12 protein-coding genes and 2 pseudogenes are annotated in these 15,002 nt (G+C 62.3%); 6 read left to right on the forward strand and 8 right to left on the reverse strand.

Annotation, left to right across the window (positions count from 1 at the left end):
* Positions 1-1,144, forward strand: a 1,144-nt coding sequence (locus tag QWJ46_RS23250; RefSeq protein WP_302754132.1) for an acetate--CoA ligase, incomplete at its 5' end; no start/stop codon positions are given.
* Positions 1,145-1,252: 108 nt separating this feature from the next.
* Here QWJ46_RS23250 and QWJ46_RS23255 read toward each other — a convergent pair.
* Together QWJ46_RS23255 and QWJ46_RS23260 are read right to left on the reverse strand one after the other, a co-directional pair.
* Positions 1,253-1,399 (reverse strand): annotated as a pseudogene (locus QWJ46_RS23255) (DUF1674 domain-containing protein); the annotation flags it as partial.
* Positions 1,400-1,488: 89 nt separating this feature from the next.
* Entirely contained in the window at positions 1,489-2,364 is an 876-nt protein-coding gene (locus QWJ46_RS23260; protein WP_302754133.1) for a GNAT family N-acetyltransferase, read from the reverse strand.
* Between the two features lie 758 nt (positions 2,365-3,122).
* On the opposite strand from QWJ46_RS23260, the gene QWJ46_RS23265 reads away from it, so the two are divergent.
* The 5 genes and pseudogenes from QWJ46_RS23265 to QWJ46_RS23285 all read left to right on the forward strand — a co-directional run bounded on the left by QWJ46_RS23265 (position 3,123) and on the right by QWJ46_RS23285 (position 9,226).
* Positions 3,123-4,400, forward strand: coding sequence for an FAD-binding oxidoreductase (locus QWJ46_RS23265; RefSeq protein ID WP_302754134.1), 1,278 nt, complete (start codon positions 3,123-3,125; stop codon positions 4,398-4,400).
* Positions 4,401-4,876: 476 nt separating this feature from the next.
* Positions 4,877-7,903 (forward strand): glycoside hydrolase family 38 C-terminal domain-containing protein, encoded by a 3,027-nt coding sequence (locus QWJ46_RS23270; RefSeq protein ID WP_302754135.1) that lies wholly within the window; start codon positions 4,877-4,879, stop codon positions 7,901-7,903.
* Positions 7,904-7,985: 82 nt separating this feature from the next.
* Positions 7,986-8,708, forward strand: coding sequence for an antitoxin Xre/MbcA/ParS toxin-binding domain-containing protein (locus tag QWJ46_RS23275; RefSeq protein ID WP_302754136.1), 723 nt, complete (start codon positions 7,986-7,988; stop codon positions 8,706-8,708).
* A pseudogene (locus QWJ46_RS31295) lies at positions 8,705-8,911 on the forward strand (RES domain-containing protein); the annotation flags it as partial. The gene QWJ46_RS23275 and the pseudogene QWJ46_RS31295, both read left to right, overlap by 4 nt.
* Before the next feature lie 99 nt (positions 8,912-9,010).
* A complete protein-coding gene (locus QWJ46_RS23285; protein WP_302754212.1) occupies positions 9,011-9,226 on the forward strand; it encodes a HAMP domain-containing protein in 216 nt (71 codons plus the stop codon).
* On the opposite strand, the gene QWJ46_RS23290 is transcribed toward QWJ46_RS23285, so the two are convergent.
* The 6 genes from QWJ46_RS23290 to QWJ46_RS23315 all read right to left on the reverse strand — a co-directional run bounded on the left by QWJ46_RS23290 (position 9,223) and on the right by QWJ46_RS23315 (position 14,749).
* Positions 9,223-9,411: a hypothetical protein gene (locus tag QWJ46_RS23290; protein WP_302754137.1), complete on the reverse strand. Its 189-nt coding sequence runs from the start codon at positions 9,409-9,411 to the stop codon at positions 9,223-9,225. The genes QWJ46_RS23285 and QWJ46_RS23290 overlap by 4 nt on opposite strands.
* A gap of 4 nt (positions 9,412-9,415) precedes the next feature.
* Entirely contained in the window at positions 9,416-10,330 is a 915-nt protein-coding gene (locus QWJ46_RS23295; RefSeq protein WP_302754138.1) for an SMP-30/gluconolactonase/LRE family protein, read from the reverse strand.
* 14 nt (positions 10,331-10,344) lie between these two features.
* A complete protein-coding gene (locus tag QWJ46_RS23300) occupies positions 10,345-11,295 on the reverse strand; it encodes an ABC transporter permease (protein WP_302754139.1) in 951 nt (316 codons plus the stop codon).
* A complete protein-coding gene (locus QWJ46_RS23305; protein WP_302754140.1) occupies positions 11,292-12,242 on the reverse strand; it encodes an ABC transporter permease in 951 nt (316 codons plus the stop codon). Before QWJ46_RS23305 ends, QWJ46_RS23300 begins: the two co-directional genes overlap by 4 nt.
* Positions 12,239-13,690 (reverse strand): sugar ABC transporter ATP-binding protein, encoded by a 1,452-nt coding sequence (locus QWJ46_RS23310; protein WP_302754141.1) that lies wholly within the window; start codon positions 13,688-13,690, stop codon positions 12,239-12,241. The genes QWJ46_RS23305 and QWJ46_RS23310 overlap by 4 nt, the downstream gene beginning before the upstream one ends.
* 72 nt (positions 13,691-13,762) lie before the next feature.
* Complete coding sequence (locus QWJ46_RS23315; RefSeq protein ID WP_302754142.1) at positions 13,763-14,749, reverse strand: ABC transporter substrate-binding protein; 987 nt, start codon at positions 14,747-14,749, stop codon at positions 13,763-13,765.
* Positions 14,750-15,002: the final 253 nt, after the last annotated feature.

Genomic DNA, 15,002 nt, shown 5'->3' on the forward strand with positions numbered 1-15,002 from the left:
GAAGGGCGTGCTGCACACGACCGGCGGTTACCTCGTCTATGCGGCGATGACGCATGAATATGTCTTCGACTATCATCACGGCGACGTCTACTGGTGCACGGCCGATGTCGGCTGGGTCACCGGCCATTCCTATATCGTCTATGGGCCGCTGGCGAACTGTGCGACGACGCTGATGTTCGAGGGCGTGCCGAATTTCCCGGATCAGGGCCGTTTCTGGGAAGTGATCGACAAGCACAAGGTCAACATCTTCTATACGGCGCCGACGGCAATCCGCTCGCTGATGGGCGCCGGCGACGAATTCGTCACGCGCTCCTCCCGCTCTTCGCTGCGGCTGCTCGGCACGGTCGGCGAACCGATCAACCCGGAAGCCTGGGAATGGTATTACAATGTCGTCGGCGACAAGCGCTGCCCGGTGATCGATACGTGGTGGCAGACGGAAACCGGCGGCCACATGATCACGCCGCTGCCGGGCGCCACCGAACTGAAGCCGGGTTCGGCGACTGTGCCGTTCTTCGGCGTCAAACCGCAGTTGGTCGACAATGAGGGCAAGGTGCTGGAAGGCCCGGCCGACGGCAATCTCTGCATCGCCGACAGCTGGCCGGGCCAGATGCGCACGGTCTACGGCGATCACGAGCGCTTCATCCAGACCTATTTCTCCACCTACAAGGGCAAGTATTTCACCGGTGACGGCTGCCGGCGCGATGCCGACGGCTATTATTGGATCACCGGCCGTGTCGACGACGTGCTCAACGTCTCCGGCCACCGACTGGGAACGGCGGAGGTTGAGTCCGCCCTCGTCTCGCACAATCTGGTCTCGGAAGCGGCCGTCGTTGGCTATCCGCATTCGATCAAGGGTCAGGGCATCTATTGCTACGTGACGCTGATGGCCGGCCACGAAGGCACCGACACGCTTCGCCAGGAACTGGTGAAACATGTGCGCGCCGAAATCGGGCCGATCGCCGCGCCCGACAAGATCCAGTTTGCGCCCGGCCTGCCGAAGACCCGCTCCGGCAAGATCATGCGCCGCATTCTGCGCAAGATTGCCGAGGACGATTTCGGCGCTCTCGGCGATACCTCGACGCTCGCCGATCCCGCCGTCGTCGACGATCTGATCGCCAACCGGCAGAACAAGGCGACCGCCTGATATACAGAGCCGCTCCGACCATCCGAGTCCGGGCGGCTCACTTTGTTTTGGCTGGCTGAATTTGGATGGCCTGCACGAGGCCCGGATTTCGGGCCCGACAATCCGTGCTTAAAAATCGATTGCCCTACCGTTGATCTCATAATCGCCGAAGCGCGCGGGCTCGGCTCCGCCGCGGCCGCCGATCTCGGGTGGCAAATCTAGCGGTTTGTGGTTTTTCCGTCGTTCCTCAGCCTCGGTAAGCGCACCTCGGGCCGCATTACGATCTCCAATATTTCGTGCTGCAAGAACGCGGGCGTCCGTCGTGCTCGAACTAGAGCTTTGGTATTTCGACGCGATCCTCTGGTCTAGCTCAAGGCATGGCCCGCAAGGCCATATACCGCCGGTTCGTTCGCCTTTCGGTTCAGGAACGGGCCGCCTTTGGACATGGTCGTAACGGTCTCGGAGATAGCCAGCCGGCTCTGTTGAAGGAAGTGGGCAAACGGTCCTTTTTCTCGCGTATCGACGCGGGCGAATTGGCCAGTCAGGTCTTTCAGATGCACGGCCGCGAGATGGATCGCGTCACGATCATTGCTTGCGACGACGGGCCCGACGACATGACCGCGCCCGAACTCGCGGCACATCGAATAGCCTACCATTGCACCGTCACGCCGGAGCACACAAATAGATGCGCCTTCTGAAAGGAGTGTAAGCAGTCGACTCCTATCCGTTCCGAAGGCAAACGTGTCCAAGGCGAAGATCTCTTCAATCTTATCAGGCGGCAGTTCACTTAATTCACCGTCCAAAGGTGGCAGTGCGGGAAGCGCCGCAGCGACGTCTCCCTGATGCTGGTAGACCGTTGCTTCCGCTGTGAAACCGAGTGACACATAGAGCTTATGGGCGGCGATAGACGAGTTCAGCGCCAGCCTGCGCTCGCCGCACTGCTCGAACACTTGCTGCATTAACCAGCGGCCGGTTCCCTGCGCCTGTGTGCGGGGTGATGTGATCACCAAACCGATGGTGGCAAAATCGTCTCCGTGGGGAAACCACATTGCACTTCCGAAGACGCGTCCAATTCCATCGACGGCCGCGATACCGCGGCCGGCGCGGCGCAGGAACTCCCAATCCTTGAAGCGGTGCGGCCAGCCGACACCCGTCGACAGGGCATGAAGCAAGCTTAGGTCAACACTATTGATATCCTGCGCGATTAATTCGAACGATTTGAGGCGCACCGACTTTTGCATTTTCGCTTATTCCGCTCCCTTCTCCCCATCGTCTACGTCAGCTCAACGCGGCACCGCGGCTGCTTCCGATCCTTGGATCAGCCTGTCATCCTACTGCAATATTTACATGCGGAGAGCGGCAGGTTCGGCTTACTCTTAGCGATTTTTCGAAATTTTCAGCCAAAACGGACGGCCGTTCAACAGGAACGACTTACCTCTCCCCTGATGTCATCCAGATCAGCCCAAGGTATATTGTGATCCCACAGGAACCGCTTAGGCCGCAAGCGTGGCTTTCGAAGCAGCCCGTGCCGGGGCAGAACGGACTGTCAATGGTAACTTGGGGCCCTGGGCAAAAGACCCGTGGAGACGAGAAGTCCGCAGCGGCCCGGAAGCGATGACGAGCACCATTGAGGAGTACGCCAAAGTTCGGCGATTTCAACTCGACGTCATTCAGATCGACGAAGAGACAAGGAACCCCGCCGATGACACAGCGTCGTGATGGATCGGCGTCTCGCCCAAGATCCGCGTGAGTGACCGCTGGCGATGAGCGACGGCGGCACACCACTGGAACATCGCTTCTATGATCTTACGGGCGCAACGCTGGAGGCCGAAAAATTCTGAAGCGCTGCGTAGCTTTAGCGTTAACAGAATATCCTTTGGTTTGCGGCTTACAATACAGGCGATCATTGTGAAACGCGTTCACTTGTGCCGCACTCCTCCGGCACAAGCAGGCATATACTCGATGAATTCCGATCGGATGAGCATAAGGGCTTGCTGCGATGAAATTTGCTTCCTATTGGCATGATACTTCCACTCCATTTGCAGGAGGCATCGCGGGTCCGGTTTCTGGGGATTTCGAGGTTGCGGTGATCGGTGCGGGCTTCACGGGCCTGAATGCTGCGCGCAAATTGGCGCAATCCGGCAAGAAAGTTGCTCTGCTGGAAGCCGAGCACGTTGGGTATGGTGCGTCCGGGCGCAATGGCGGGCACCTGAACAGCGGTCATTTCGCAAGCTTCGGCGCCGCCAGGCAGCATCTCGGGGAAGACCGGGCGCGCCGCTTGTGGCGGGCCTATGACGACTCGATCGACATGATCGAATGTATCATCGAGGAAGAAAAGATCGCCTGCGACTTCCGCAGGGGCGGCAAGCTCAAGTTAGCTTCGAAGCCGTCTCACGTCAGTAAGCTGCAGGCGATGTCGGAAGAAATCCGTCGCGAAGTCGACCCATCAGTCGAGTGGCTGACACGCGAGGACCTCCGCAGGGAAGTTATATCGGACGCCTTTCATGGTGGAGTTCTCTACCCGAAATCCGCAATGATGCACATGGGACGCTACGCCAACGGCGTGGCGGAGGCGGCCTGCCGCCACGGTGCGGCGATCTGGGAGCGGAACCCGGTCACCGCCCGGGAGCGCGCGGCGAATGGTTGGCGGCTGACCACACCGACCGGCTCACTCACAGCCCGCCAGATCATCCTGGCGACCGACGCCTATACGCCAGGCGTGTTTAATTATTTCCGCCGAAGACTGATGCCAATCGCTTCCTTCATCATTACGACACGCCGGCTCACCCCACAGGAGGTCGCCGCGACAGTTCCGGGTAACCGCAATTTCACCAATTCTCTCAACATCTCCAACTATTTCCGCCTCACGCCGGACAACCGCATGCTGTTCGGAGGGAGAGCGAGATTTTCGGCCGTGTCCAATCAGAAAACCGACGTCAGCTCGGGCCAGCTTCTGCGCCAACAGATGGTGAGCATCTTTCCGCAGCTCGCTGACGTCGAGATCGACTATTGCTGGGGCGGCCTCGTCGGGTGCACCCAAGACCGTTTTCCTCGGGCGGGCAGTGCCGACGGGGTGTTTTACAGCATGGGTTATTCCGGTCATGGAGCCCAGTTGTCGACTTACATGGGTAGTGTGCTAGCGGATTTAGTCATGGGCCGTAAAGATGGCAACCCGCTAGAGGGTTTCGATTGGCCCGCCGTTCCGTTTCATAGCGGAAATCCGTGGTTCCTGCCTATCGTGGGCACCTACTACCGCGCAAAGGACCTGCTGTTTTGATCGATCTCCGCGATTCTATCATCGCCCTGAAAACGACTACTGTCTGGGATCGTGTCGTGGCCGGCGATCACTCCACTCGAGAGCCAATTACCACAGTGATCGCTTCAAGTTTGTCGAGGATGGCTTGAGCTTCTTTGTGGGTTGAAGGCAATCATCAATGGCGCCTCGGCATCCGCGGCCGGCGCAGTTATCCTGCGTTATGAGTTGGTCAAGGCGTGACCTTCACCGGCCGCAGCAATGCCGCGGCCATCAGGTGCCGTGGCTGGAAGGATTTGCGAGAAGTAGACCGGTCAGGATTGGCGATCTCGAACAGAAGATCTTTTGCGGCTTGACGCCAAATCAAAGTTACTTAATCTAAGCGTCGACAGGATCCCGCTGGGAGGAGGGGCCGGCATTCGCGATACCTATCGCATCATCTTCATCTCCCAAAGCCATGATTCCCGATCGCGCGCCGCCGATTTTCAACAGGATAAGCCATGCCGCTCACCATTGCCCAACGCCTCGACAGTCTGAAGGTCCGTATCGCCGAGCTCGCGCATTGGCGGGACCGGCATAGCAGCCGGATCGATGGCTGGACCTTCGAGGGCGAGCCGATCGCCCATCAGCAGGACTGGCCGCATCGTCAGGGCGTGGTGCATTTTGCTGCGAGTGCTGAAGCGCCGCAGAGCTGGCCGCTCGAAGATATTCGCTTGCAGCTCGATCTCGGCGGTGAGAGCCTGATTACGCTCAGCTATCCCGACACTGAAAACGAAACATTCGGCCTCGATCCCTATCACCAGGAATTCCCGGTGAAGGGCCGACGCTTTTCGATCGCGGCGGAAAGCGTCGCCCGCTTTCCTTTCGGCGAGCCGAACCGGGCGCCGCGGCTCAACAAAGCCCGTCTGATCTGGCTCGACGGTCCCGTTCACCGCCTGCATCTTCTCCTGAAGCAGATCGCCGAGGCGATCGGCGTGCTCGGCGAGCATGAGGTCGTGCCGCATCTGGTCGGCGCCGCGGAGCAGGCCTTGCGCAGCCTCGACTGGCCGTCGGATACAGCGGCCTACATCTCCCGCACGTCGGGCGCCGTCATGCAGCAGAAGATCTGGGAACTGCCGGAGCTTGTTTCCGATCCGGCCGGCCTCACCGACGAGCAGAGCGCTTCGGCCGCCGCTGCCTTCGAGGTCCTGACGGTGCGGTTGACGGAGCTGCAGCAGCGCTTCCCCCCGAATGGGGAACTGGTGCTGACCGGCCACGCGCACATCGATCTCGCCTGGCTCTGGCCCTATCGCGAGACGCGGCGGAAAATGCGGCGCACCTTCAACACAGCGCTCTCTCTAATGGAGCGCTCCGCCGAATTCCGCTTCAACCAGTCGACCGCCCATTATTACGCGCAGATGGAAGAGGAGGATCCCGAGCTTCTAGAGCGCATCAAGACGAAGGTCGCGGAGGGGAAATGGGAAACCGTCGGCGGCATGTGGGTCGAGCCCGATACCAACATGCCGACCGGCGAAAGCCTTGTGCGCCAGGTGCTCTACGGTCAGCGTTATTTCGAAAAAACCTTCGGCGCCCGCCACACGGTCTGCTGGCTGCCGGATTGCTTCGGCTTCTCCGGCGCGCTGCCGCAGATCTTGAGGCAGGGCGGCATCGACAGCTTCTTCACCATCAAGGTCAATTGGAGCGAGACCAACCACATCCCCTCCGATCTCTTCTGGTGGAAGGGACTCGACGGCAGCCAGGTGCTGACCCACACCTTCGACAATCCGATGCAGGGCTACAACGGCTTCGTGCAGCCCGATTGCTACCTGCCGACCTGGAAGAATTTCCGCGGCAAGGCGCAGCATCACGCCTCGCTTCTCGCCGTAGGCTATGGCGACGGCGGCGGCGGCGTGACGCCTGAAATGGTTGAGCGCGAAGTGCAGCTGCGCGATTTTCCCGCCATTCCGCAAGCGCGCTGGGGCACGGTCAAGGGCTTCTACGAGCAGGCGCATCGCAGCGCATCGGAGAAGAAGCTCCCCGTCTGGGACGGCGAAATCTATCTCGAACTGCATCGCGCGACGCTGACGACGCAAAGCGGCGTCAAGCGCAAGCACCGCCAGGCCGAACGCGCGCTGATCACCGCCGAGACCCTCGCTTCGCTCGCCCATATGCTCGGGGCAGAAAAGCCGAAAAGCCTAGAGGCGGATTGGCGCGTGGTGCTGAAGAACGAGTTCCACGACATCCTGCCGGGTTCGAGCGTCCGCGAAGTCTATCAGGATGCGGAGCAGGAACTCGGCGGCGTCATCGACCACGCCAAGGCCGAGCAGTCCAAGGCTTTGCAGGCCCTTTCGGCCAATTTGCCGAAGGGCGGGGTCGCTGATGCCCTCATTGTCGTCAATCCCTCGCTTGCGCCGCGGCCGGTGAGCGCCACGCTTGCTGACGGCACGGTACTTTCGGCCGCCGATATCGTCGCTCCCTTATCGGTCGCAGTCTTCGACAGGCAGGCGCTGAAGCCGGCGGGCGGGCTGAAGGCCGGCTCCGATCGCCTGGAAAACGATCATCTCTCGGTGGTCATCGGCAACGATGGATCCGTTGCCAGCCTCATCCACAAGGCGAGCGGCCGCGAAGTGGTCGATGGCTCCGCCAACCAGCTCTGGGTCTACCCGGCCGATAAGCCGCGCAACTGGGATGCCTGGGATGTCGACGCCGATTATGCCGAAAAGGGCGTCCGGCTCGAAGCGCCCGAAAGCATCGGCCTCGTCGAAAGCGGCCCGCACCGCGCGGCGATCCGCGTCGTCCACCGCTACCGCAATTCCAGCGTCACGCAAACCTATGTGCTGACGGCCAATTCGAAGCGCCTCGATATCGAGACGACCATCGACTGGCACGACCGCCGCACCCTGCTGCGCACGCTGAACCCGGTCGACGTGCAGGCCCGCAAGGCGACCTTCGAATGCGCCTTCGGCGTGGTCGAGCGGGCGACACACACGAATACCTCCTGGGAGCAGGCGATGTTCGAGGCCGCCGCCCATCGCTTCGTCGATCTCAGCGAGCCCGGCTTCGGCGTCGCGCTCCTGAACAATGCCAAATACGGCCACAGCGCCCGCGGCAATGTGATCGGCATGAGCCTGGTGCGTGGCCCGATCTATCCCGATCCGCTGGCCGACGAAGGCGAGCAGAGCTTCACCTATGCCCTGATGCCGCATGAGGGCGCGTGGCATGAAGGCGGCGTCCTCGACGAGGCGCTCGATCTCAACCAGCCGCTGGTGACGGCCGAGGCAAAAGGCCTTTCCGCCGGCATTTTCGCGCCGCTTGGCGTCGAGGGCACTCCGGTCGCACTTTCGGGCCTGAAGCCGGCGGAGGAGGGCGAAGGCCTGATCCTGCGCCTTTATGAACCGGCCGGCCGGCGTGGCCGACTTTCCCTCGCCCTGCCTTCCGGATGGGCGGCGTCGCAGCCGCTCAACATTCTCGAAGAGCCGATGGAGCGTAAAGGCCCCGCCGACATCATGCCCTTCGAAATCAGGACTTGGAGGCTGCGAAAGGGCTGATCAACCATCCGCGACGCGCTGTATGTGCGGGACAAACGTCATTTGATACTATTTCCGTTCATCTAAGAATGGAGATAGTCTCATGGCTGGTTCTGAGGTCCGGCTGCATCGTGCCCGTCAGGCAAGGGTCGCCGACCGCGTCGCCGCCAAAGTTGCCGACGCGCTGAAAGCCGACGCCGCATTCGAGTCCGGCTCGGTGGCCCTGTCTGCCAGTATTGCGGGCGCGGCGGCTGCAGCCATCGTCGATCTTCCCGTCGGCGTAAAGCGCGAGCTTAGCAAGCGCCAGGGCGAACTTGCCCGCCGAATTCGTGGCCTGGTGGAGACGTTCGGCGATGCGCCTGCCGGCGGCAAGATCGTGCTCGAGATTCCGAAAACCGTGGAGCCTTCCGCCGGCGAAGGACTGGGGAAGATCGTTACGGCCGAGGAGGGCGCGCGGTTGCTGGGCGAGCTTGCGGTCGCCCGCAGGCTTGAGGATTGGGCCGGGCCGGTTGCCGGTGCCAGCGAACTCCAGCGCGATTTTCGAATTGCGCGCTCCACGCTCAATCGCTGGCAGCATGCCGGCGAGGTGATCGCACTGTTGAAGGGAACGAGAAAGCACGTCTATCCGATCGAACAATTCATCGACGGGCGTCCCGCAAGGGGCATAGCAACGGTCGCCGCTCTCGTGTCCAATCAGCGGGTGGCATGGCTGTGGCTTTGCCAGCCGAACCCCATGTTGGGCCGGCGCAGGCCCATCGACCTCCTGAAACAGGATCGCGCTGACGAGGTCATCGACGCGGCTCAGACCTATTTCGCCGTGCAATGAGACTCGACAAAACTATCCTTCAGCGCCTCGCCGTCCGGGCTGATGTCACCGACTATGTCAGGATCATCGCGCGCGCCCATGCCGGAACGCCGCTCGGCATGGGTTTCGTCAAGTCGCGGTTTTCGAGCCCCAAGGACAAGTTCCGGCTGCTCTACCTCGCTCAGGACCCCATGACCGCGGTCGCGGAAACGATTGTTCGCGACCGCTTGAGCCAGCTGTCATATCCACATCCTGCGCTAGCTATCCCATCGAAGGTGCGGACTCGGCCAAGGCGAGGGCGACGAAGGCTGAGGAAGAGGCCGATGCCTCCGCTGCCCTCGTCTTATACGTCACTCGGTGTCGGTCTGTTGACCATTATCACGGTTATCGGCGCCGCTGTTTTTGGCGCCCGCGTGATCGTAAAGCCGATCGGCGAGATCACCGCAAGCATGAGCGGTCTAGCAGAAGGCAATCTCGATGCCGACATCCCATTCGCCAACCGGCGTGACGAAATCGGCCGGATGGCCCGCGCCGTCTAAGTCTTCAAGCAGAACGACGCCGCCGCGCGAAGGTCATTGAAATGCAGAGGAACGTCGATGTGGTCATCACCGCAGCGGTCGCCGGCGACTTCACGCGACGCGCCGCCGCGGAATACGGCTACGAGGATCTCGATCAGTTCGCATTGGGCGTTAATGAACTCGCCGCCGCCGAATCTGGCATTCACCGGCTTACGGTCTTTGGGCGCCGGTCGTTGCAACGTAGACCGAATAAAGCGAGCGCGTTGCGGCTATGAACAGACGGTTGCGTCCGGGGCCGCCGAAGGTGAGGTTGGCGACGGTCTGAGGGATGCGGATCTTGCCGATCAGTTTGCCTGCCGGATCGAAGCAGTGCACGCCGTCACCGGCGCTCGACCAGAGATTCCCATTGACGTCGGTCCGGATGCCGTCCGGAATGCCGTTGTCGATGTGGCAGAAGACGCGGCCGTTTTCGAGCCGGCTGCCATCGATCACATCGAAGGCGCGGATGTGACGTGGCAGGCTTTCGTCGTGGCTTGCTGCCGAATCCGCGATGTAGAGGATCGTCTCGTCAGGCGAGAAAGCGAGACCGTTCGGCTGGATGAAATCCGTGATGACGGCGGTTAGCTGGCCGGTCGCCGGGTCGAGCCGGTAGACGTTGCGCGTCGCCTGCTCGGGCTCAGCCTGATAGCCTTCATAGTTCGACATGATGCCGTAGGTTGGATCGGTGAACCAGATCGTGCCGTCAGATTTCACCACCACGTCGTTCGGCGAGTTGAGCAGCGCGCCCTCGAAACGGTCGGCGAGCACGGTGATCGAGCCGTCGATCTCGGTGCGCGTGACGCGGCGCCCGCCATGTTCGCAGGAGACGAGCCGGCCCTGGCGATCGCGCGTGTGGCCGTTGGTGAAGTTGGATGGCTGCCGGTAGATGGACACGCCGCCCTCGGGCGTCCATCGCAGCATGCGATGGTTTGGAATGTCGCTCCACAGAAGCTGGTTCGCATCGTTGAACCAGACAGGACCCTCCGCCCAGCGGCAGCCTGAATAGAGTTCGTCGAGGCCGGCGCTCGCCACGATCAACTGCCGGAAGCGCGGGTCATGGATTTCGTAGATGCTGGCCTCGGCCATGGTGATCTTCCTGATTATCGCATGCCGGCCCGGCGACCGCCGGCGAGCATGATCACGCTGATGATGATGAGGCCGGTCATGATGAGGCGGATGCCCGCGCCGAGCCCATAGGTGTTGAGCATGGAGACGACCAGGAACATGAAGAGCGACGCGCCCCAGATGCCTGGCACGTTGGAATCGCCGCCGGCAACCGCTGTGCCGCCGATCACGACGACGGCGATCGAGGTCAGCAGATATTCCGAGCCCATATTGAGTGCTGCGCCGCCGGAGAAGCAGGCGAGCAGATAGCCCGCGACGGATGCGAGCACGGCGCAAAAGAGGTAGGTGACGAAGCGCGTGCCGTCGACCGGAATGCCGGCCATGCGTGAGGCGGGCATGCTCTGGCCGATCGCCGAGATCCAGCGCCCGTAGATCGTCTTCTCGAGCAGGAACCAGGCGAGCAGCGAGATGAGTAACGCGACGATCGCCACGTTCGGTACGCCAAGCGTGTTCGTGGTGGTGAATTCGGCAAGCACGCTGGGCGGCTTGATGCGCAAGCCACGGTTCGTCCAGATCGCCGCGGACTGCACGATGAAGCTCATGGAAAGCGTGGCGATGATCGGCGGAATGCGCAGCGCCTTGATGAGCGCGTAATTGCCGAGGCCGACGACGAGGCCGATGAGGATGGCGACAAGAAGCCCGGGCAGGATCAAGCCGTTTTCGACATTCATCAGTTTCAGCGCCACCGTACCGGCAAGTGTCATGGTGGCCGGAACCGACAGATCGATATTGCCGGGGCCGAGCGTGATGACGAACATCTGGCCGATGCCGACGATCACCGAGAAGGCGGCGAAGGTGAGTGCTGCCTGCGACAGGCCGAGCGCGCTGGCGCCGAGGGTCACCATGATCGTCAGGAGCCAGACCACGAAGGCGGCAAGCCATGACCAGATCCAGGGTTTGCCGAAAAGGCTGAGGAGGGGCGTCATCGGCGGCGTTTCTCCCGTTTTTCCAGCCGGTTCAGCATGAGGCGAAGCGCGAGCACGATGATCAGGATCGCGCCCTGGGCTCCGATCTGCCAATCGGGCGAGATGCGCAGGAAGGAGAGGAACGAGCCGGCGAGCGTAAGCGTCAGCGCGCCGATGACGGCGCCGACAGGGGAGACGCGGCCGCCGATGAACTCGCCGCCGCCGAGGATCACGCCGGCGATCGACAGCAGCGTATAACGCAGCGCGATATTGGCATCGGCCGAGGTGGTGAGGCCGACGAGGGCGATGCCGGCAAGCACCGCGAAGAAGCCGGCAAGTCCATAGGCGATGGCCCGCGCCCCGACAATCGACCAGCCGGCCCGCTCGACCGAGCGCTGGTTGCCGCCGATGCCGCGGATCAGCACGCCGAGCGAAGACCGCATGACCAGAAGATGGGCGACGGCGGCTATGATGATGCTGGCGACGATCGCCATCGGCGCCAGCGGCGGCTTGACAGTCATCAGAAAGCGCACCCAATCCGGCGCCTGCCCGCCCGGCGCCGGCAGCAGCAATACGGCAAGTCCGCCCCAGACGAAGCTCATGCCGAGCGTGACGACAATGGACGGCAGGTCGCGCAGGTATATGACGACGCCGAGGGTCGCATAGGCCGCGATCGCTCCCGCAAGGATCAGGATGCCGGTCGCCGGGTCGTCGCGCAGAAAGGTCGCGCTCACACAGGCGACGAAGCTGACGAAGGTGCCCATCGACAGATCGAGATCGTTCACCGTCATCACAAGCATCTGAGCGATCGTCGCAAGCGCGATCGGCACAGCGAGATTGAACAGCAGGTTGAGGCCGACATAGCTCATGGCGCGCGGCTGCAGCCAGAATACGGCGGCGAGCAGCAGGGTCAGCGAAAGGGCGGGAATGGCAAGACGCAAGGCGTCGGATGACAGCCGGACCATCATGCGGCGACCCCCTCGAAGGATGCGGCGATGATGTTCGTCTCGTTGACGGCGTCGCCGGCAAGTTCGGCAGTGATGCGGCCTTCGCGAAAGACGTAGACGCGGTCGCAGAGACGCACTTCGTCCATTTCAGTCGAATACCAGATGAAGGTGCGGCCGCGCGAAGCTTCGTCGCGGATGATGGCGTAGACCTCCTGCTTAGTTCCGACATCGACGCCACGCATCGGATCATCCATGAGGACGACCGGCGCGTGCGTAGCAAGGGCGCGGGCAAAGAGCACCTTCTGCTGATTGCCGCCGGAAAGCGACAAAATGCGGTTGGCCATGTCGGGCGTACGGATTTCGATCCGCCGCCTCCAGTCGGCGCCCTTGGCATCCTCTTTATCAGCGGCAATGAGGCCACGCCGCGACAGGTCACTGAGCGAGGCGACGGAAAAGTTGCGCAGGATGCTCCAGAGTTCGAAGATGCCGTTGAGGCGTCGGTCGCCGGCGACGAAGGTGACGAGCGGATCGCGCTCGGGCAGCCAGTTGCCGGACTTGGCGGCGTGCAGGGCAAGCAGAAGCTCGGTCTGCCCGTGGCCGGCAAGACCTGCCAATCCGATGATCTCGCCCTTGCGGGCCGAAAAGGGACGGCCCGCCGTCTGATGGGAGAGAACGAGCGGAGCGGCGGATTGCTGGTGCGCCGGGCGCTGCCCCGTCTCCTCCTTCGCAACGCTGCCCATGGCCTCCACCAGACCATGATGGTCGAAGCCGTGGGCGGGGCGTTCGGCAACGACGCGGCCGTCCTTCATGACAACGATGCGGTCGGAGGTTTCGAGGACCTCGTGGAGGATATGCGAGATAAAAATGACGGAGCCACCGGCCGCGACGAAGCGGCGGACATGGTCGAGCATCTGGCGGGCGAGGCTCGCGTCGAGCGAGGAGGTCGGTTCATCGAGGATCACCAGCCGCGGCGGGGTGCCGGCGTCGGAAAAGGCCATCGCGATCTCGACCATCTGTCGCTCGGCGATCGAAAGGTCTCCCACTGCCCGGCCGCTGTCGATGCCGTGGCCGGGGAAGACCGCATCGAGGCTCTTTTCGATGATTTCTGCGGCGCGCCTGCGCCAGCCGAAGCCGCCGAGATCGCGGTGCATGATGCGCGTGTTCTCGACGACGGAGAGGTTGGGGCAGAGCGAAAGCTCCTGGAAAACGCAGCGCACGCCGCGGGCTCGTGCCGCGTTGATGCCGTAACGCTCCAGCCGCTCGCCATCGCTGGACACACTTCCTTCATGGGGGGCGAGGCCGCCATTGATCACGCTGACGATGGTGGACTTGCCGGCTCCATTGTGCCCGACCAGCCCGACGCACTCGCCCGACATGACGCGGAGCGTGACGCCGTCAAGCGCCCTGACCGCGCCGAAACTCACCTTGGCGCCATCGACGGCGATCACCGCCTTCAAAACCTCATCCATGCTGCCCGCCACATCTGCTCGGAAGGACTGCCGCGCGGCCATTTTCGGCGCGCGCGGCAATCGCCGGGAGAGTTACTTTGCCGACTCGATGACCTTGATCGCGTCTGCCTGCGTGTATTCCACATTGGCGACGCCGCCGGCCTGGGTATTGGCGAGGTTCGTTTCGAGATTGTCCTGGTCGATGCGCAGGAACGGCACGACGAGATCCTTCTTGACCTGCTTGCCGTCGAGGATCTGCTGGGCAACCCAGAAGGCGAGGGTGGAGACGCCAGGCGCGATGGACACCGACATCGTCTCGTAGCCCTTGGCGTCCTTCTGTTCCTTCCACCACTTCAGCTCGTCTTCGCGGTTGCCCATGATGATGATCGGCATCTTCCGGTCGGTCGCGGCGATCGCTTGTGCGGCCCCATAACCGTCGCCGCCCTGCGTCACAACGCCGACGATGTCAGGCAGGCTCGGCAGGATGCCGGCGACGGCCTTCTGCGCCACGTCCTGCGCCCAGTCGCCGTGAACGGAGCCGACGATCTTGAACTGCGGGAACTGCTTGACGCCTTCGTGGATGCCGGCCGAGATCTCGTCATCGACGAAAACGCCGGCAAGGCCGCGGATCTCGAGCAGATTGCCGCCCTGCGGGAGTTTCTTCGACAGATATTCCACCTCGCTGCGGCCCATTTCCTTGAAATTGACAGCGATGCGCCAGGCGCACGGTTCGGTCACGATGCCGTCGAAGGAAACGACGGTGATGCCTGCGTCGCAGGCTTCCTTGACCGCGCCGTTCAGCGCCGTCGGCGAGGCGGCGTTCAGCACGATCGCGTCATAGCCCTGCAGGATCATGTTTTGGATCTGCGCCGCCTGTTCCGTCGCCTGGTTCTCGGCAGTGGTGAAAGGATCGGCCGCGGCAACGACGCCTGATTTTACGGCTTCGCCCGTCACCTTGCTCCAGCTCGTCAGCATGGCCTGGCGCCAGGAGTTCCCGGCATAATTGTCGGCAAAGGCGGATACGGGCATGGCGGCGCAAGCAATAGCGGCCGATGCCAGAAGCATCTTACGGATTGTCATGTCTTCCTCCCTCATGATCGCGCCGGTCGGCGGATCGCTTCACTCCTGCCGGCTCAAAGCGGGCCCCGAGTGAAAATTGTTCTTGCACTGAGCTTCCTCCTCTCAGTAAGGGCAGGATGCGGGAGATCGGCCTGCCTGTACAGGGGCAAGGCGGCAACTCGTTTGCGGGTTTTGCGCAACAAGCTGCGGGTTTACGCAAGACGGCGGCCCATTTGCGGGCGCTTACTGGGAAACGATCACGCCGGGTTGAGGA

The sequence above is a fragment of the Rhizobium sp. CBN3 genome (assembly GCF_030518245.1).
Taxonomy (GTDB): domain Bacteria; phylum Pseudomonadota; class Alphaproteobacteria; order Rhizobiales; family Rhizobiaceae; genus Rhizobium; species Rhizobium aethiopicum_A.

Bases quoted from the DNA above. Each gene is read 5' to 3' on its own strand.
- QWJ46_RS23260 (WP_302754133.1), bottom strand. From the start codon at position 2,364: ATGCAAAAGTCGGTGCGCCTCAAATCGTTCGAATTAATCGCGCAGGAT.
- QWJ46_RS23265 (WP_302754134.1), top strand. From the start codon at position 3,123: ATGAAATTTGCTTCCTATTGGCATGATACTTCCACTCCATTTGCAGGA.
- QWJ46_RS23270 (WP_302754135.1), top strand. From the start codon at position 4,877: ATGCCGCTCACCATTGCCCAACGCCTCGACAGTCTGAAGGTCCGTATC.
- QWJ46_RS23275 (WP_302754136.1), top strand. From the start codon at position 7,986: ATGGCTGGTTCTGAGGTCCGGCTGCATCGTGCCCGTCAGGCAAGGGTC.
- QWJ46_RS23285 (WP_302754212.1), top strand. From the start codon at position 9,011: ATGCCTCCGCTGCCCTCGTCTTATACGTCACTCGGTGTCGGTCTGTTG.
- QWJ46_RS23295 (WP_302754138.1), bottom strand. From the start codon at position 10,330: ATGGCCGAGGCCAGCATCTACGAAATCCATGACCCGCGCTTCCGGCAG.
- QWJ46_RS23300 (WP_302754139.1), bottom strand. From the start codon at position 11,295: ATGACGCCCCTCCTCAGCCTTTTCGGCAAACCCTGGATCTGGTCATGG.
- QWJ46_RS23305 (WP_302754140.1), bottom strand. From the start codon at position 12,242: ATGATGGTCCGGCTGTCATCCGACGCCTTGCGTCTTGCCATTCCCGCC.
- QWJ46_RS23310 (WP_302754141.1), bottom strand. From the start codon at position 13,690: ATGGATGAGGTTTTGAAGGCGGTGATCGCCGTCGATGGCGCCAAGGTG.
- QWJ46_RS23315 (WP_302754142.1), bottom strand. From the start codon at position 14,749: ATGACAATCCGTAAGATGCTTCTGGCATCGGCCGCTATTGCTTGCGCC.